This window comes from Streptomyces sp. NPDC094143, assembly GCF_040303825.1.
GTDB lineage: Bacteria > Actinomycetota > Actinomycetes > Streptomycetales > Streptomycetaceae > Streptomyces.
Map to the genome: position 1 here is coordinate 14,153 of NZ_JBEOTZ010000054.1, position 16,839 is coordinate 30,991.

16 protein-coding genes are annotated in these 16,839 nt (G+C 71.9%); 3 read left to right on the forward strand and 13 right to left on the reverse strand.

Translation table 11 applies throughout. From position 1 onward, the window contains the following. Positions 1 to 21: 21 nt before the first annotated feature. The 5 genes from ABTZ58_RS36510 to ABTZ58_RS36530 all read right to left on the reverse strand — a co-directional run bounded on the left by ABTZ58_RS36510 (position 22) and on the right by ABTZ58_RS36530 (position 5,778). Positions 22 to 1,728 (reverse strand): bifunctional uroporphyrinogen-III C-methyltransferase/uroporphyrinogen-III synthase, encoded by a 1,707-nt coding sequence (locus ABTZ58_RS36510; protein ID WP_351366662.1) that lies wholly within the window; start codon positions 1,726 to 1,728, stop codon positions 22 to 24. After that, positions 1,725 to 2,684, reverse strand: a complete 960-nt coding sequence (hemC, locus tag ABTZ58_RS36515) for a hydroxymethylbilane synthase (RefSeq protein ID WP_351366665.1) — start codon at positions 2,682 to 2,684, stop codon at positions 1,725 to 1,727. Before hemC ends, ABTZ58_RS36510 begins: the two co-directional genes overlap by 4 nt. Continuing rightward, positions 2,681 to 4,435 (reverse strand): glutamyl-tRNA reductase, encoded by a 1,755-nt coding sequence (locus ABTZ58_RS36520; protein ID WP_351366668.1) that lies wholly within the window; start codon positions 4,433 to 4,435, stop codon positions 2,681 to 2,683. Before ABTZ58_RS36520 ends, hemC begins: the two co-directional genes overlap by 4 nt. Beyond that, on the reverse strand, positions 4,432 to 5,196 hold the full coding sequence (locus tag ABTZ58_RS36525; protein ID WP_351366671.1) for a redox-sensing transcriptional repressor Rex: 765 nt from the start codon (positions 5,194 to 5,196) through the stop codon (positions 4,432 to 4,434). The genes ABTZ58_RS36520 and ABTZ58_RS36525 overlap by 4 nt, the downstream gene beginning before the upstream one ends. Positions 5,197 to 5,508: 312 nt before the next feature. Continuing rightward, positions 5,509 to 5,778: a glutaredoxin family protein gene (locus ABTZ58_RS36530; protein WP_351366674.1), complete on the reverse strand. Its 270-nt coding sequence runs from the start codon at positions 5,776 to 5,778 to the stop codon at positions 5,509 to 5,511. A gap of 169 nt (positions 5,779 to 5,947) precedes the next feature. Here ABTZ58_RS36530 and ABTZ58_RS36535 point away from each other — a divergent pair, with 169 nt between their 5' ends. The 3 genes from ABTZ58_RS36535 (at position 5,948) to ABTZ58_RS36545 (ending at position 9,468) form a co-directional block, all read left to right on the forward strand. Then, entirely contained in the window at positions 5,948 to 6,865 is a 918-nt protein-coding gene (locus ABTZ58_RS36535) for an HAD family hydrolase (protein WP_309094873.1), read from the forward strand. Positions 6,866 to 7,214: 349 nt separating this feature from the next. Further along, positions 7,215 to 7,985 carry an ECF subfamily RNA polymerase sigma factor, BldN family gene (locus tag ABTZ58_RS36540; RefSeq protein WP_031117141.1) on the forward strand — a complete coding sequence of 257 codons (771 nt, stop codon included), beginning with the start codon at positions 7,215 to 7,217 and terminating at the stop codon, positions 7,983 to 7,985. Between the two features lie 235 nt (positions 7,986 to 8,220). Beyond that, positions 8,221 to 9,468, forward strand: coding sequence for a DUF5667 domain-containing protein (locus ABTZ58_RS36545; protein WP_351366678.1), 1,248 nt, complete (start codon positions 8,221 to 8,223; stop codon positions 9,466 to 9,468). 58 nt (positions 9,469 to 9,526) lie between these two features. Here ABTZ58_RS36545 and ABTZ58_RS36550 read toward each other — a convergent pair whose 3' ends face one another. The 8 genes from ABTZ58_RS36550 to ABTZ58_RS36585 form a co-directional block, all read right to left on the reverse strand. Then, positions 9,527 to 10,582 (reverse strand): lysophospholipid acyltransferase family protein, encoded by a 1,056-nt coding sequence (locus tag ABTZ58_RS36550; RefSeq protein ID WP_351366681.1) that lies wholly within the window; start codon positions 10,580 to 10,582, stop codon positions 9,527 to 9,529. A gap of 14 nt (positions 10,583 to 10,596) precedes the next feature. Beyond that, entirely contained in the window at positions 10,597 to 11,658 is a 1,062-nt protein-coding gene (locus tag ABTZ58_RS36555) for an NAD-dependent epimerase/dehydratase family protein (RefSeq protein ID WP_309094876.1), read from the reverse strand. Positions 11,659 to 11,860: 202 nt separating this feature from the next. Further along, complete coding sequence (locus ABTZ58_RS36560) at positions 11,861 to 11,959, reverse strand: 30S ribosomal protein bS22 (protein WP_003948845.1); 99 nt, start codon at positions 11,957 to 11,959, stop codon at positions 11,861 to 11,863. A 156-nt stretch (positions 11,960 to 12,115) separates the two neighbouring features. Then, complete coding sequence (locus ABTZ58_RS36565) at positions 12,116 to 12,328, reverse strand: helix-turn-helix domain-containing protein (RefSeq protein WP_004984898.1); 213 nt, start codon at positions 12,326 to 12,328, stop codon at positions 12,116 to 12,118. A 129-nt stretch (positions 12,329 to 12,457) separates the two neighbouring features. Further along, positions 12,458 to 13,273, reverse strand: a complete 816-nt coding sequence (locus ABTZ58_RS36570) for a phosphatase (protein WP_351366684.1) — start codon at positions 13,271 to 13,273, stop codon at positions 12,458 to 12,460. 398 nt (positions 13,274 to 13,671) lie between these two features. Continuing rightward, entirely contained in the window at positions 13,672 to 14,844 is a 1,173-nt protein-coding gene (locus ABTZ58_RS36575) for an acetoin utilization protein AcuC (protein WP_351366687.1), read from the reverse strand. Then, a complete protein-coding gene (locus tag ABTZ58_RS36580) occupies positions 14,795 to 16,012 on the reverse strand; it encodes an MFS transporter (protein WP_351366690.1) in 1,218 nt (405 codons plus the stop codon). Before ABTZ58_RS36580 ends, ABTZ58_RS36575 begins: the two co-directional genes overlap by 50 nt. 75 nt (positions 16,013 to 16,087) lie before the next feature. After that, entirely contained in the window at positions 16,088 to 16,732 is a 645-nt protein-coding gene (locus ABTZ58_RS36585; protein WP_351366693.1) for an HAD family hydrolase, read from the reverse strand. Positions 16,733 to 16,839: the final 107 nt, after the last annotated feature.

A 16,839-nucleotide genomic window follows, 5' to 3' on the forward strand; every position in this document is an offset into this window, starting at 1 on the left:
GCAGCCACCCAGCAGGTCCGCCTACGTCGTCGACCGCCGGCGCCGCGCCCCCGGCCGCCGCTCGCTCGGGCGGGTCACCGGGTCCCCGGCCTCCAGGGCCGCGGCCCGCCGCTTCGCGCCGAAGTCGGCCAGGGCCTCCGCCAGCTTGAGCACGGACGGCTCCGGAGCCATGACGTCCACCCGCAGCCCGTGCTCCTCGGCGGTCTTCGCCGTGGCCGGGCCGATACAGGCGATCACCGTGACGTTGTGCGGCTTGCCGGCGATGCCGACCAGGTTCCGCACGGTGGAGGACGACGTGAACAGCACGGCGTCGAAGCCACCGCCCTTGATCGCCTCGCGGGTCTCCGCCGGCGGCGGCGAGGCCCGCACGGTCCGGTAGGCCGTGACGTCGTCGACCTCCCAGCCGAGCTCGATCAGCCCGGCGACCAGGGTCTCCGTGGCGATGTCGGCACGCGGCAGGAAGACCCGGTCGATCGGGTCGAACACCGGGTCGTAGGGCGGCCAGTCCTCCAGCAGCCCGGCGGCCGACTGCTCCCCGCTCGGCACCAGGTCCGGCTTCACACCGAAGGCGATCAGCGCCTTGGCGGTCTGCTCGCCCACGGCCGCGACCTTGATGCCCGCGAAGGCACGCGCGTCGAGCCCGTACTCCTCGAACTTCTCCCGCACGGCCTTGACCGCGTTCACCGAGGTGAAGGCGATCCACTCGTAGCGGCCCGTGACCAGGCCCTTGACCGCGCGCTCCATCTGCTGGGGCGTGCGCGGCGGTTCGACGGCGATGGTCGGCACCTCGTGCGGCACGGCACCGTACGACCGCAGCTGGTCGGAGAGCGACACCGCCTGCTCCTTCGTACGCGGCACGAGCACCTTCCAGCCGAACAGCGGCTTGGACTCGAACCACGCGAGCTGGTCGCGCTGGGCGGCGGAGGAACGCTCACCGACCACGGCTATCACCGGCCGGCCACCCTCGGGCGAGGGCAGCACCTTGGCCTGCTTCAGCGTCTGCGCGATCGTGCCGAGCGTGGCGGTCCAGGTGCGCTGCCGGGTGGTCGTACCGGCGACGGTGACCGTCATCGGGGTGTCCGGCTTGCGCCCGGCGGAGACGAGCTCGCCGGCCGCCGCGGCGACGGAGTCCAGCGTCGTGGAGACGACGACCGTGCCGTCCGACGCCCCGACCTCCGTCCAGCACCGGTCCGAGGCCGTGCGCGCGTCGACGAACCGCACGTCCGCGCCCTGCGCGTCGCGCAGCGGCACACCGGCGTACGCGGGCACACCGACGGCGCTCGCGATACCGGGCACCACCTCGAAGGGCACCCCGGCGGCGGCGCACGCCAGCATCTCCTCGGCCGCGTACGTGTCGAGGCCCGGGTCACCGGACACCGCACGCACGACCCGCCTGCCGCCCCGCGCGGCCTCCATGACAAGATGTGCGGCATCCCGCACCACGGGGACGGGCGCGGTGGTTGACGTGCCGTCAACTACCGTCAGCTGGGGCGTTCCTGTGCCCGGAGCCGGATCCTGGGAAGGATCCGCGTCCGTGTGCACCTCGGAGACGCCCTGCCTGGCGTGCTGACGTACGACGTCGAGCACTTCGTGCTCGGCGACGAGGACGTCCGCGTTGGCCAGTGCCTCGACGGCGCGCAGAGTCAGCAGTCCCGGATCTCCGGGTCCGGCACCCAGGAAGGTGACGTGCCCGTGTTCAGGACCGGCGGAAAGGGTGGTGGGGCTCACTGTGCTCGCTCCCCCATCAGACCGGCCGCGCCCTGGGCGAGCATCTCGGCCGCGAGTTCGCGACCGAGCGCCATTGCCCCGTCGTGCGTCTCGGGCACGGGACCGGTGGTGGACAGCTGCACCATGCGCGTGCCGTCGGTGGTCCCGACGACGCCGCGCAGGCGCATTTCCTTGACAATCTGCCCGTCGGCCAACAAGTCGGCCAAAGCGCCCACCGGGGCGCTGCAGCCGGCCTCCAGGGCGGCGAGCAGGGACCGCTCGGCCGTCACGGCGACCCGCGTGAGCGGGTCGTCGAGTTCGGCGAGCGCGGCGACGAGGTCCGCGTTGCCCGCGGTGCACTCGATCGCCAGGGCCCCCTGGCCGGGGGCGGGCAAAACCGTGTCGACCGACAGGAAGTCGGTCACCTCGTCGCCGCGGCCGATCCGGTTCAGCCCGGCGGCGGCCAGCACGACGGCGTCGAGCTCACCGCTGCGCACGAACCCGATGCGGGTGTCGACGTTGCCGCGGATCGGGACCGTCGCTATGTCCAGGCCGTGGCTGCGCGCGTACGCGTTGAGCTGGGCCATGCGGCGCGGCGAACCGGTGCCGACGCGCGCCCCGGCGGGCAGGTCGGTGAACTTCAGGGCGTCCCGGGCGACGATGACGTCGCGCGGGTCCTCACGCTCGGGCACGGCGGCCACGACCAGCTCGTCGGGCTGCGTGGTCGGCAGGTCCTTCAGGGAGTGCACGGCGAAGTCGACCTCGCCCTTGAGCAGCGCGTCGCGCAGGGCGGTCACGAACACGCCGGTGCCGCCGATCTGGGCGAGCGCCTCACGCGAGACGTCGCCGTACGTGGTGATCTCGACGAGTTCCACGGGCCGCCCGGTCACCCGGCTCACGGCCTCGGCCACCTGGCCGGACTGGGCCATGGCGAGCCTGCTCCGCCGGGTGCCGAGCCTCAGCGCCTTGTCAGTCATGCCGGGCCTCGGTCTCTCTGGGTGGTGCTGTCCTCGGCTCGGGAGACGGCGGCCACCGTCTCGGGGTCGAGGTCGAACAGGGTGCGCAGCGCGTCCGCGTACCCGGCGCCGCCGGGCTCGGCCGCGAGCTGCTTGACCCGCACGGTCGGCGCGTGCAGCAGCTTGTCGACCACGCGCCGCACGGTCTGGGTGATCTCCGCCCGGTGCTTGTCGTCGAGGCCGGGCAGCCGTCCGTCCAGGCGGGCGATCTCGCTGGCCACGACATCGGCGGCCATGGTGCGCAGGGCGACCACGGTCGGCGTGATGTGCGCGGCCCGCAGCGCCGCCCCGAACGCCGCGACCTCGTCGGAGACGATACGCCGGACCTGGTCCACATCGGCAGCCATCGGAGCGTCCGCCGAGGCCTGCGCGAGCGACTCGATGTCCACCAGCCGCACCCCGGCCAGCCGGTGCGCGGCCGCGTCGATGTCGCGCGGCATGGCCAGGTCCAGCAGGAACAGTACGGGTTCGGGCCGCTGCGGCTCCTCGGCCGGCTCGGGCCGGCGCCGCTCGGGGATCCGCCCGACGGTGGCCACGGTCGCGGCGAGCGCGGCGATGGCGTCGGTGTCCGCGGCCGGGTCGAGCGTGCCCGTGGCCCCCGGTCGGGCGGTGCCGCGCTGGGCGCCGCCCGCCGTGCCGTTGTCGACCCACGCCGCGTGCTGTTCCAGGTCGGCGGCGGCCATCCCGGCCACCGCGGCCTCGCCCAGCACGGAGAACCCGGCGGTGCCCTGCACCGCGGACAGTTCCAGCGGGCAGCCGTCCTCGCCGCCGAGGGCGGTGGCGGGCGCACCGCCCCGCTGCGCGCCCGGCCCGGCCGTGCGGGCGGCGCCGCCCGGCGTCGGTCCGTCACCGCCGGCCGGCGGCGCGGGCGTACGGCCCTCGACCGCCTGCGCGACCGCCTCGGCCGTCAGGACCAGGCCCGTCGCGCCGGTGCAGGAGACGGCGACATCGGCACGTGTCAGCTCGACCGGCACCGATTCCATCGGGACCGCGCGGGCCAGCACGTCCGTGTCGTCGCCCTCGGACAGGATCTGCGCGAGCCGCTCGGCGCGGTCGAAGGTGCGGTTGGCGACGACGATCTCGGCGACCCCGGCCCGCGCCAGCGTGGCCGCGGCCAGGGAGGACATCGAACCGGCCCCGATGACCAGGGCCTTCTTGCCCCGGGCCCATTCCTGGACGTCGCCGCCCCGGGCCAGCTGCTCCAGGCCGAAGGTGACCAGGGACTGGCCGGCGCGGTCGATGCCGGTCTCGGAGTGGGCGCGCTTGCCGACCCGCAGGGCCTGCTGGAACAGGTCGTTCAGCAGCCGGCCGGCGGAGTGCAGCTCCTGCGCCCGGGCCAGGGAGTCCTTGATCTGGCCGAGGATCTGCCCCTCGCCGACGACCATCGAGTCCAGCCCGCAGGCCACCGAGAACAGGTGGTGGACGGCCCGGTCCTCGTAGTGCACATAGAGATAGGGAGTGAGTTCCTCCAGGCCGACCCCGCTGTGCTGGGCGAGCAGCGTGGACAGCTCGACGACACCGGCGTGGAACTTGTCCACGTCGGCGTAGAGCTCGATGCGGTTGCAGGTGGCGAGGACCGCGGCCTCGGTCGCCGGTTCGGCGGCGACGGTGTCCTGGAGCAGCTTGACCTGGGCGTCCGCGGGGAGCGAGGCCCGCTCCAGGACGCTGACCGGGGCGCTGCGGTGGCTGAGTCCGACGACGAGGAGGCTCATGCCGGCATCACGGCGGGCATGTCCCCGTCGGGTCCCTGGTCGGCGGACTCGCCGCGGGCGGCGGCGGCCGGGACGCCACCGTCGGACGCGGCGGCCTCCTCGCCGGCCTTGCGCTGCTCGTGGAAGGCGAGGATCTGCAGCTCGATGGAGAGGTCGACCTTGCGCACGTCGACGCCCTCGGGCACGGACAGCACGGTCGGCGCGAAGTTCAGGATGGAGGTGACACCGGCGGCCACGAGCCGGTCGCAGACCTGCTGGGCGGCACCGGCGGGGGTGGCGATGACACCGATGGACACGCCGTTGTCCTGGATGATCTTCTCCAGGTCGTCGGAGTGCTGCACGGGGATGCCGGCGACGGGCTTGCCCGCCATGGCCGGGTCGGCGTCGATCAGCGCGGCGACCCGGAAGCCGCGGGAGGCGAACCCGCCGTAGTTGGCGAGGGCGGCGCCGAGGTTTCCGATACCGACGATCACGACCGGCCAGTCCTGGGTGAGCCCCAGTTCGCGGGAGATCTGGTAGACGAGATACTCGACGTCGTAACCGACACCCCGGGTGCCGTACGAACCGAGGTACGAGAAGTCCTTGCGCAGCTTCGCGGAGTTGACCCCCGCCGCGGCCGCGAGCTCCTCGGAGGAGACCGTGGGCACCGAGCGCTCCGACAGTGCGGTCAGCGCGCGGAGGTACAGCGGAAGCCGGGCGACGGTGGCCTCGGGAATCCCTCGGCTGCGGGTCGCCGGTCGGTGAGTTCGGCCAGTTGCCACGGTGCTCCTGCGGGTAGAGCGGGGCTGTAGGCGGTCATACGTCCCTACATGACCGCCCCGTCGAATGCAGGCTATGTCTTTGTGAACGCGTGCACAAAGATGGTGTCCGATTTGCCCGCCCAACGTGACCGGGCTCACGCGCCCCCGGCGCACGCGTGTGGAACCGGCGCACAGGCACCACCGTTCCTTGTCTTCTGGGGGCAAAACCACACACTTCCTCAGTGAATCCCGCCCCCGAGACCAAGTCACCATCGATCCTAAGCGACGTTCCGGCCACTTTGTACTGCTCGGTCAGTCCGCTCACGGCCGGGCTCAGCCGGTCAGCGCCCTGCGCAGGCGGTCCTCGTCCACGCGCCAGAACGTGTGCTGCTCACCGTCCACCAGCACGACCGGGATCTGCTCCCAGTACCGGTCGTGCAGTTCCCGGTCCTCGGTGATGTCCTTCTGCTCCCAGGGGACGCCCAGGTCGGCACAGACCTTCTCCACGACGACCTGCGCGTCGTCGCACAGATGACAGCCGGGCTTGCGGATCAGCGTGACGAGCCGGTCCCGAGGGGGCTCGCGGCGGAAGAGAGGGCTCATTCCGCCATTGTCGCGCGCCCGGGAACGAGGGGGAGTCCCGCGGAAGACCAGCGGACGCGCCGGACGCGCCCGACCCGCACGGCATCTTTAACGGCACGCTCGCCGAGAGTTCACAGGGTCCAAACCTCTCGACTCCGGAACCCCCGAACAAACTGGCTATGCTCACGCCATGGCCGCTCTCGGATGGCTCACACCCCGTAGGCGCTCCGCCACGGCGCGGAGCGTTTTGGCAGGCGAGGCCTCGGCGGAGGCAGCACGCAAGTCCTCACAGGAAGCCGCCGCCACGACCGAGGAACCGCAGTTCCCGGTCCACGGCGACGACCGGGCCGCAGCCTTCTTCGACCTGGACAACACCGTCATGCAGGGCGCCGCCCTGTTCCACTTCGGTCGGGGCCTGTACAAACGGAAGTTCTTCGAGACCCGCGAGCTGGCGAGGTTCGCCTGGCAGCAGGCGTGGTTCCGGCTGGCCGGCGTCGAGGACCCCGAGCACATGCAGCAGGCCCGCGAGTCGGCCCTGTCCATCGTCAAGGGCCACCGCGTCGCCGAACTGCAGTCGATCGGCGAGGAGATCTACGACGAGTACATGGCCGAGCGCATCTGGCCCGGCACCCGCGCCCTCGCCCAGGCCCACCTGGACGCCGGCCAGAAGGTGTGGCTGGTCACGGCCGCCCCCGTCGAGATCGCCACGGTCATCGCCCGCCGCCTCGGCCTGACCGGCGCCCTGGGCACGGTCGCCGAGTCCGTCGACGGCGTCTACACCGGCAAGCTCGTCGGCGAGCCGCTGCACGGCCCCGCCAAGGCCGAGGCCGTGCGCGCCCTGGCCATCGCGGAGGGCCTCGACCTGCGCCGCTGCGCCGCCTACAGCGACTCGCACAACGACATCCCGATGCTCTCCCTGGTCGGCCACCCCTACGCCATCAACCCCGACTCCAAGCTGCGCAGGCACGCCCGCGAGCTGGACTGGCGCCTGCGCGACTACCGCACCGGCCGCAAGGCCGCGAAGGTCGGCATCCCGGCCGCCGCGGGAGTCGGCGCGGTGGCCGGCGGCACGGCGGCCGCGATCGCCCTGCACCGCCGCCGCCGCTGACCGGTCGATCAAACCGGGACACCTTCGTTTAGGGGATGACAAGTCCCGTAAATCCAACTGGCGTACCCCCACAACCTCGTGTCCAGTCCTCTTGGCTGGACACGGCCACAACACGCCCCGGACTCAGCCCCAATCCGAACCGTTCCGATCAACAACCGCTCACTCTCCGGTACTTGATCCGGCACCAATCGGTTACGCAAGCGACGTAACCGATGATTTGAGCAACTCGGTGTAGCAGCGCCTGTACGAAGCGTTATTCTCCTCAGACGCAAACCGGTACCCCTCCGTCGCTACGACGGGTGAAAGGTCCCGCACTGCACGTGATGGAAGCTCTGCCTCTGGGAGTCCCGTGTACCCACACGTCGGGGTTGACGCCTCGGGCCTGGCTACGCTGCGCGCAACGGTCCTCGACCTGTTGCGCGGCTTCGTCCCCACCGCGTACGCCGTCCCCGCATTCGCCACCGCCGCGCCCGTCGGCCCGTGCTACGCACTGGCCGACGGCAGCGCCGCGGTCGGCAGACGAGGCCGCCCGTCCGGGGCGGCCACCGCCCGCCGCCCGGCGGCGGACAGCGACAGCGCCCGGATGATGGACCTCGTCGAGCGCGCCCAGGCCGGCGAGGCCGACGCCTTCGGGCGCCTCTACGACCAGTACAGCGACACCGTCTACCGGTACATCTACTACCGGGTCGGAGGAAAGGCGACCGCCGAGGACCTCACCAGCGAGACCTTTCTGCGCGCACTGCGCCGCATCGGCACCTTCACCTGGCAGGGCCGCGACTTCGGCGCCTGGCTCGTGACGATCGCCCGCAACCTCGTCGCGGACCACTTCAAGTCCAGCCGCTTCCGGCTGGAGGTCACCACCGGCGAGATGCTCGACGCCAACGAGGTCGAGCGCTCCCCCGAGGACTCCGTCCTGGAGTCCCTCTCCAACGCCGCCCTGCTCGACGCGGTACGGCGGCTCAATCCCCAGCAGCAGGAGTGCGTGACGCTCCGCTTCCTCCAGGGCCTGTCCGTCGCCGAGACGGCCCGTGTCATGGGCAAGAACGAGGGCGCCATCAAGACCCTCCAGTACCGGGCCGTCCGCACCCTCGCCCGGCTCCTCCCGGAAGACGCCCGCTGACCGCCCGCACACACGGCGACAGTCAACTCACAGTCCGTGACAGTCCGTTGACTTCGGCATCCGATCCTCCGGCGTCCGTAACCCAAGTGCCGCGCCACTCGTTGTGCGGGATGCAGGCTCCCTGTGGTCACCCCCTGGCCGACTTCGATCACCTGATCGTGTGGTTGTAGTCAGGGTGTGCAACCCTCAGGACCCCCTGGGGAGTCGACCGTCATGACGAGAGGAGGTGCCGCCAGTGATCGCGAACGTATCGGCGCACCGGCGGGCGAACGCCTTCGCCCAGGCCCTGGAGGAGTCCGAGCCGGGCACGGCGGCGGCCGAGCAGTCCGAGGGTGCGGCACCGGCCCCGGCGGCCGCGGAAGCGACCGAGGGGGGCCGCCTGCTGGCGCTCGCCTCCGGTCTCGGCGCGCTGCCCAAGCCGGAGCTCGACCCGGAGGTCAAGGTCGTCCAGCGGGCCCAGCTGGTGGCCGCGTTCGAGGCCATGCTCCAGGAGGGCACCGCGGGAGGCGGGGCGACGGACCGCGCGGTCCCCGAGCAGCGCTCCACCCGCGCCCGCGGCGCTCACCGCGCGAGTTCCCTGAAGAAGTTCCGGCCGCGGTCCCGCCTCGCCAAGGGCCTCACCGCGGGCGGACTCAGCGTCGGCGTGGCCGCGAGCGCCTTCGGCGGAGTCTCCGCCGCCAGCTCCGACGCCCTGCCCGGCGACTCGCTCTACGGCCTCAAGCGCGGCATCGAGGACGTCAAGCTCGGCCTCGCCGACGGGGCGGACGAGCGCGGCCGGGTCCACCTCGACCACGCCTCCACGCGCCTCAGCGAAGCCCGCCGCCTGATGGAGCGCGGCCGCAGCGGCCCCCTGGACCACGAGTCCCTGGGCGAGATCCGCCGCGCCCTGTCCGGGATGCGGCACGACGCCTCCGAGGGCCACCGGCTGCTGAGCGAGGCGTACGAGCGCGACCCGGACTCGCTCGGCCCCATCCAGGCCCTGTCCGCGTTCTCCAGCTCCCACCGCGCGGCCTGGGGCGAACTGCGCGAGAGACTCCCCGTCCAGCTCGGGGACGTCAGCGACCAAGTGTCGTCCGTGTTCGACGCCATAGAGGAGGACGTCGCCCCGCTGCGCTCCCTGCTGCCCGAGCCCCCGGCCACGGGCGGCGGCGACGGCAAACGGCGGGGCGCCTCCGAGTCGGCCCCCAGCGGCTCCTCCGGCACGGACCGCTCGACCCGTCCCGGCGACAGCGGCAACCCGCGTGGCGACGAGGGCAAGACCGGCAGCGGCGGCCCCAGCCGCTCGGCCGGCTCAGGCAGCGAGGAGGACGGCCTGCTCGGCGGCAACACCGGCGGTCTCCTCGACCCGCCGAAGGACACCCAGGAAAGCACCTCCCCGTCAGCGGACGGCACCACTCCCGCCCCCGAGCCGGATGTGACGCTTCCGCCGCTCCTGCCGGATCTGCTGCCCGGACTGAGCATCGACAGCGAGGACGCCGACTAGCCGGCGGTACGACGACGGGGCGCCCCCTCACCGGAAGGGGGCGCCCCGTCGTCTTGCCTCAGAAGAACACCGACCGCCGCTGCACCAGCAGCTTGTACAGCGTGTGCTGGATCTGCTCCCTGACCTGGTCGGTCAGGTTGAACATCAGCATCGGGTCCTCGGCCGCCTCCGGCGGATAGCCGTCCGTGGGGATCGGCTCGCCGAACTGGATGGTCCACTTGGTCGGCAGCGGGATCGCCCCGAGCGGACCCAGCCACGGGAAGGTCGGCGTGAGCGGGAAGTACGGGAAGCCCAGCAGCCGGGCGACCGTCTTGGCGTTGCCGATCATCGGGTAGATCTCCTCGGCCCCGACGATCGAGCAGGGAATGATCGGCGTCCCGGCGCGCAGGGCCGTGGAGACGAAACCGCCGCGGCCGAAGCGCTGCAGCTTGTAGCGGTCCGCGAAGGGCTTGCCGAGGCCCTTGAAGCCCTCCGGCATCACCCCGACCAGCTCGCCCTGCTCCAGCAGCCGGGACGCGTCCTCCGCGCACGCCAGGGTGTGACCGAGCTTGCGGGCCAGCTCGTTGACCACCGGCAGCATGAACACCAGGTCCGCCGCGAGCAGCCGCAGGTGCCGGCCCGCCGGGTGGTGGTCGTGCACGGCGACCTGCATCATCAGGCCGTCCATCGGCAACGTCCCGGAGTGGTTGGCGACGATCAGCGCGCCACCCTCGGACGGGATGTTCTCGACGCCCTTCACCTCGACCCGGAAGTACTTCTCGTACAGCGGGCGCAGCAGGGACATCAGGACCTGGTCGGTGAGCTCCTCGTCGTAGCCGAAGTCGTCGACCTCGTAGTCACCGGTGAGGCGGCGGCGCAGGAAGGACAGGCCGCCCGCGATCCGCCGTTCCAGGCCGCCCGCGCCGTCCCCGGGCCGCTCCGGCCGCTGTTCCTCCGCCGTCACGGGAACATCGTCCTGCTCGGCGGCCCTGGTGGGCAGGGGCTGCACCTCCCGGACCGGCGCGGGCTCCGTGCCCGGGCGGCGGTTCCCCCCGCTCCGGCGCCGCTGAGGGCGCTGCGCGGCGCTTCCCCGGGACCGGTCGTCGTCGAACGGAATGACCTTGGCGTCCGCCATCGTTGTTGCGCTCCTCAGTTGGCGCTCTGCGTCGGGGGCTGACCGCCGCCCGCGAGTGGCAGCGCGGCGATCCGGTCGACGGCCGCCGCGACGGCCTCCGGCGGAAGCAGTCCGGGGCCCTGGCTGCGGGCGAAGTCCGCGAACGTCTCCGCGGTCGTGTACTTGGGCTGGAATCCCAGCGTCTCGCGCATCTGGCCCGTGGACACGACCCTGCCGTGGGTGAGCAGCCGGATCTGCTCGGGCGAGAAGTCCGACATCCCCAGCGTACGCACCAGCGAGCCCGCCCAGGTGACCGCCGGGAGCAGCAGGGGCACGGTGGGACGCCCGAGGCGCCGGGAGCACTGGGAGAGCAGCAGGACGCCGTCGCCGGCGATGTTGAAGGTGCCGCTGTTGAGCGTGCCCCGCCGCGGCTCGTGCGAGGCGATCCGCAGCACCTCGATCACGTCGTCCTCGTGCACGAACTGCAGCCTCGGGTCGTAGCCGAACACCGTCGGCAGTACCGGCAGCGCGAAGTACGAGGCGAGCGGGGTGTCCGCGGCCGGGCCGAGGATGTTGGCGAACCGCAGCACGCAGACCGCCACGTCCGGCCGGCGGCGCGCGAAGCCCCGCACATAACCCTCGACCTCGACGGTGTCCTTGGCGAAACCGCCGCTGGGCAGGGACTTGGGCGGGGTCGTCTCGGTGAAGACGGCCGGGTCGCGCGGCGCCGAACCGTAGACGTTCGTACTGGACTTCACGACCAGGCGCTGCACGGACGGGGACTTCTGGCAGGCACCGAGCAGCTGCATGGTGCCGATGACGTTGGTCTCCTTCAGGGAAGCCCGGTTGCCGCTGCCCAGCGGCGTGCCCGTCACGTCCAGGTGGACGATCGTGTCGGCGCCCGTCTCGGCGAGCACCCGCGCGATGCCGGGCTGGCGGATGTCGGCCTGGACGAAGTCGGCACCGCCCAGGTGGTGCTCGGGCGGCACCGCGTCCACGGCGACGACCCGGTCCACGTCGGGGTCACGCTGGATCCGCCGGACGAACCGGCCCCCCAGCTGGCGGGCCACTCCGGTGACGAGCACGACCTTGCCCAAGATCAGCGCCTTCCTTCCAGGAACCTCTTGTCCCGCCGCGTTCCCCCGTGGAGCCAACTTAGCGGGTCGGCGTCGCGCTGTGATGACCGCCCGATGCGCGAAGTGACGGAAGCAGCCGGACGGCGGGCGCGGACATGCGTGTGGCCCCCCACCCGCGGGTGGGGGGCCACAGCAACGCTCTCGCGGTGTCCGCGTCGCGAACTTACTTCTTGTTGCGACGCTGGACGCGCGTGCGCTTGAGCAGCTTGCGGTGCTTCTTCTTCGCCATCCGCTTGCGCCGCTTCTTGATAACAGAGCCCACGACTACCCTCGCTCACTTCTCATCACTCGGTTGTTTGGGCGCCATGGGCCCACACGACCTACGAGGGGCTAGCCTACCCGCCCGAGCGCTGAGGTCGTAATCGAGGGGGCCGGGGCGGTCCCGAGTGCCCTGTGAGGGACCACCCCGCCCCAGCCGTCAGGCCGTTTCCACCCCCACGTAGCTCTCGCGGAGGTACTCGTGAACCGCTTGCTCCGGGACGCGGAAGGACCGCCCCACACGGATCGCGGGCAGATGACCACTGTGCACCAACCGGTACACGGTCATCTTCGACACTCGCATCACCGAGGCGACTTCCGCCACGGTAAGGAACTGAACCTCGTTCAGAGGCCTCTCGCCAGCTGCAGCCATGACACACCTGAACCTTCCGCACTCGACGGCCACCGGCTTCCCCTTCCGGTGACTCTTCGTCGCTGCGTGCTCACTCCCCAATGTAGGGGCGGGTGATGCGAGTGGGGAAGAGGTGCACCCATCGGCGGCCTACTGTGACAGACACGCCCGATTGAGTACGTAGCGGGTAAGCGGCAGGTAGTAATCGGACCGCACGCCGTCATCAAGTGGAACGGCGACGGACACGGACCCCTCGGCCTCCCCCACGAACAGCGCCGGGTCGTCCGTGTCGGCCGGACCGATGGCCTCGAACCCCAGCTGACCTGCCCCGCAGACCCAGCCGTGGTCCCCGATCACCAGCTCGGGAAGGGGCCCGCCGGCCTCCGCGGCGGCGGCCAGGACGGTACGAACCGGGAGCGGTGAGTGCGTATGTGCGCCGGGCTCACAACCGGGGCGTTCCACGCCGGGGGCCCGCACCAGCGCGACTCCTCGTACGTAGGCGAGGTTGTACGTACGTAGACCGAACCGGGTCGTTATGTCGACACAGCGACCCTGCGCAGGGGTGAGGACAGCACATCCCGCCGCCGACAGCGCGTCTGCCAGAGCGGCGTAGAAACCGAGCAGCCGGTGCGGGTGGCCGGTACCGAGGAGCACGGGCGCACCCCGCCGGGCCACCTCGGCGAGCCGGTCCGCGAAGGCGTCCAGCGCGGCCACCGTCCGGCCCGGGTCGATCACGTCCTGGCCGGAAGTGCGACGGAAATCGGCCGGTACCCCACACCGGTCGGCCATCAACTCGACCACGTCCCGCTGGTCCCAGGCCCCTTCGGGATCGATGCCGAGCAGCACACGTGGATCGCGCGCGGCGAAGAGCCGGTAGCGCCGCAGGCTTGCCTCCCGCGAGGTCGCCACGACCCCGGCCAGCCGCGCGCCGATCAGATGCGCGCGAAGAGCTTCGGCAGTCAGCACACGGCGATCGTGCGCGACCGGACCCCCACGTGTCCCGGAAACGGACGAACACCGCACGGTCGGCCTACGGCACCCCCGGCACGGGCCAGACCAGCCAGGCCGGCACCCCCGCACCGGGCGAACCGATCAGACCGGCACCGGGAGGCACCCCCACACCCGGCAAGCCACGCGGGCCGGCACTGGGAGGCACCCCACACCCGGCAAGCCCCTCAGGCCAGCACCGGGAGGCATCCCCGCACCCGGGCAAGCCGCTCGAGCCGACACTGATGGCACCACCGAACCCGGCGGGCCACTCAGGCCAGCACCCGGCACCGGGCAGGCCGCCCAGGACGGCACCCCCGCACCGGGCAAGCCACTCAGGCCGGCACCGGGAGGCACCCCCACACCCGGCAAGCCGCTCAGGCCAGCATCCCCCGCAGTGGGAACACCGCCCGCCGCGTCGCCAGCACCGCCTGGTCCAGCCGGTCGGCGGGGTCGTAGCCCTCCTCCCAGCCGGCCCACTCCACCGGCCAGCGCCCGTCCGTCATCCGCCCGGGCGCCAACTGCCGTGTCCTCGCGAACACTTCCTGCCGCCACGCCTCGGGGATCAGCGACTCGGGCGCCACGGCCCGGCCCGCCGCGATCGCCACCAGGTGGGTCCACGACCTCGGCACGACGTCCACCACGGCGTAGCCGCCCCCGCCGAGGGCCACCCAGCGCCCGTCGGCGTGCTCGTGCGCCAGGTCGTGACAGGCCACCTGCACCGCCCGCTGCGCGTCCAGCGACACCGCCAGGTGGGCCAGCGGATCCTCGAAGTGCGTGTCGGCCCCGTGCTGCGTCACCAGCACCTGCGGCCGGAAGTCCGCGATCAGCTCCGGCACCACCGCGTGGAACGCCCGCAGCCACCCGGCGTCCCCGGTACCGGCCGGCAGCGCCACGTTCACCGCCGACCCCTCCGCGGAGTCCACCCCGGTCTCCTCCGGCCACCCGGTCTGCGGGAACAGCGTCCGGGGATGCTCGTGCAGCGAGATCGTCAGCACCCGCGGATCGTCCCAGAACGCCGCCTGCACCCCGTCCCCGTGGTGCACGTCGACGTCGACGTACGCGACCCGCTCGGCCCCGAGCTCCAGCAGCCGGGCGATGGCCAGCGAGGCGTCGTTGTAGATGCAGAACCCGGACGCGGCGCCCGGCATCGCGTGGTGCAGCCCGCCCGCGAAGTTCACCGCGTGCAGCGCCTCACCGCGCCACACGGCCTCCGCCGCCCCCACCGACTGCCCGGCGATCAACGCCGACACCTCGTGCATCCCCGCGAACGCCGGATCGTCCATGGTCCCCAGCCCGTACGACTGGTCCGCCGCCCCCGGATCCGCCGACGCGGCCCTCACCGCGGCGATGTAGTCCTCCCGGTGGACGAGCCGCAGCGTCGACTCCCCGGCCGCCTTCGCCGCGACCACCTCCACTTCACGGTCCAGCCCGAAGGCGTCGACCAGTCTCCGGGTCAGGGCGAGCCGGACCGGGTCCATCGGATGCCCCGGACCGAAGTCATAGCCCGTTACTGCCTCGTCCCACATCAGCTGTGCGCGGCCGCTCATGCCCGCCACCGTATCGGTCCGGTTGAGGCGCGAACGACCGGGCGTACACCAGCGTCACCAGCACCAACACCATCGGCACGAGCATGGCGCCGCGATAACTCCACACGTCACCGAGCGCCCCCACCAACGGCGAACCGATCAGGAACCCCACGTAGTTGAAGACGTTCAGCCGCGCCACGGCCGCGTCCGAGGCCCCCGGGAACAGCCTCCCTGCCGCCGCGAACGTCTGCGGCACCAGCACGCACAACCCCAGCCCCACCAGCGTGAACGCCAGCATCCCCGCCCACGCCCCCGGCGCCCCGGCCACCACGGCGAACCCCCCGGCCGCCACCAGCGCCCCGCCCCGCACGACCGCCGCGGCCCCGAACCGCCGCACCCCGAAGTCCCCGATCGCCCGCCCCAGCAACGTGGTGACCATGTACACGTTGTACGGCACCGTCGCCAGCTGCTCCGAACTCCCCAGCACGTCCTGCAGATACTTGGCACTCCAGTTGGAGACGGTCGAGTCCCCGATGTAGGCGACCGTCATCACCAGGCACAGCGGCAGCAGCCACTTGAAGACGACGACCTGCCCCTCCCCCGCCTTCTCCTCAGCGGCGGGCCCGGCCCCCCGGTCGTCGACGTACCACCGGCTCGCCACCAGCACCGCCGGCAGCAGCACCGCCACGACCGGCAGATACGACACCCACAACGCCAGTTCCCAGTGCGCCCCGACCCAGGCCAGCGAGGCGCCGACGATCCCGCCGAGACTGTAGGCCGCGTGGAAACCGAGCATGATGCTGCGCCCGTACGACCGCTGCAGGCTCACGCCGAGCATGTTCATCGACGCGTCGAGCATCCCCACGGCGAGCCCGAACGCGGCGAGGGCGACGCCCAGTTCCACCATCCGCTCCCCGGCGCCGACCCCGAGCAGCGCCAGCAGCACCACGGGCTGCGACCACCTCAGCAGCCGGCTCGGCCGCACCCGCCTCACCAGCCGCTCGGTGCACACGCTCCCGACCCCGGCGAGGACCGGCACGGCGGCCAGAAAGGCCGGCAGCAGCGCGTCGGAGACCCCGTACCGGTCCTGGATGGCCGGAATGCGCGTCACCAGCAGAGCGAAGGCGACCCCCTGCACGACGAAGCTGAACGCCAGCGAAGCCCTGCCGCGCCGCAGCACATCAGTCATGGCGGCGAGCGTAGGGCTCCGGCCTACCCGTGGGTAGATCCGGTCAAAGATGAATCTGGTTCAGCTTCCGCGCCCTCACCCGAACAGGCCGGGCAGCTCCCCCATGTCGGAGAAGAGCCGCCCGGCTCCGGCCAGCCGCTCCGCCGGCGTCATGGCGGTGAACCCGTAGACGTCCATGCCGGCCGCGATCGCCGCCTGCACACCCAGCGGACTGTCCTCGATGACGACACACCGCTTCGGCTCGACGCCCATCCGCTCGGCCGCGTACAGGAACAGATCCGGGGCCGGCTTCCCCCTGCCCACGTCCTCCGAGCTGAAGATCCGCCCCTCGTCGAACCACCGGTCGAGACCCGTCGTCCGATGCCCCACCCGGATCCGCTCATGGCTCCCGGACGAGGCCACGCAGTAGGGCACGGAGTCGGCGGCCAGTTTCTGCAGGACCTCCTCGACGCCGGGCACGGGCTTCAGATCCCGCTCGAAGGCGGCGAAGACCCGAGCGTGGAACACGTCGTCGAAGTCGGCCGGCAGCCGCTGCCCGGACCGCTCGGCCACCAGGTCGTGAACGCGGTGCATGGCGGAGCCCATGTAGTCGCGCAGGGAGTCCTCGTAGGAGGTCGGGTGCCCGAGCTCGGTCAGATAGGCGGCCAGAAGCCGGTTCGAAATGGGCTCACTGTCGACGAGCACACCGTCATTGTCGAAGATCACGAGGTCATGGCGCATAAGCCGAGCCTAAACGCAGAAAACCCCCGCATCATCAGATGCGGGGGTTTTCCCAACAATTGTTCGGCGGCGTCCTACTCTCCCACAGGGTCCCCCCTGCAGTACCA

Bases quoted from the DNA above. Each gene is read 5' to 3' on its own strand.
- hemC (WP_351366665.1), bottom strand. From the start codon at position 2,684: ATGACTGACAAGGCGCTGAGGCTCGGCACCCGGCGGAGCAGGCTCGCC.
- ABTZ58_RS36520 (WP_351366668.1), bottom strand. From the start codon at position 4,435: ATGAGCCTCCTCGTCGTCGGACTCAGCCACCGCAGCGCCCCGGTCAGC.
- ABTZ58_RS36530 (WP_351366674.1), bottom strand. From the start codon at position 5,778: ATGAGCCCTCTCTTCCGCCGCGAGCCCCCTCGGGACCGGCTCGTCACG.
- ABTZ58_RS36535 (WP_309094873.1), top strand. From the start codon at position 5,948: ATGGCCGCTCTCGGATGGCTCACACCCCGTAGGCGCTCCGCCACGGCG.
- ABTZ58_RS36550 (WP_351366681.1), bottom strand. From the start codon at position 10,582: ATGGCGGACGCCAAGGTCATTCCGTTCGACGACGACCGGTCCCGGGGA.
- ABTZ58_RS36565 (WP_004984898.1), bottom strand. From the start codon at position 12,328: ATGGCTGCAGCTGGCGAGAGGCCTCTGAACGAGGTTCAGTTCCTTACC.
- ABTZ58_RS36575 (WP_351366687.1), bottom strand. From the start codon at position 14,844: ATGAGCGGCCGCGCACAGCTGATGTGGGACGAGGCAGTAACGGGCTAT.
- ABTZ58_RS36580 (WP_351366690.1), bottom strand. From the start codon at position 16,012: ATGACTGATGTGCTGCGGCGCGGCAGGGCTTCGCTGGCGTTCAGCTTC.
- ABTZ58_RS36585 (WP_351366693.1), bottom strand. From the start codon at position 16,732: ATGCGCCATGACCTCGTGATCTTCGACAATGACGGTGTGCTCGTCGAC.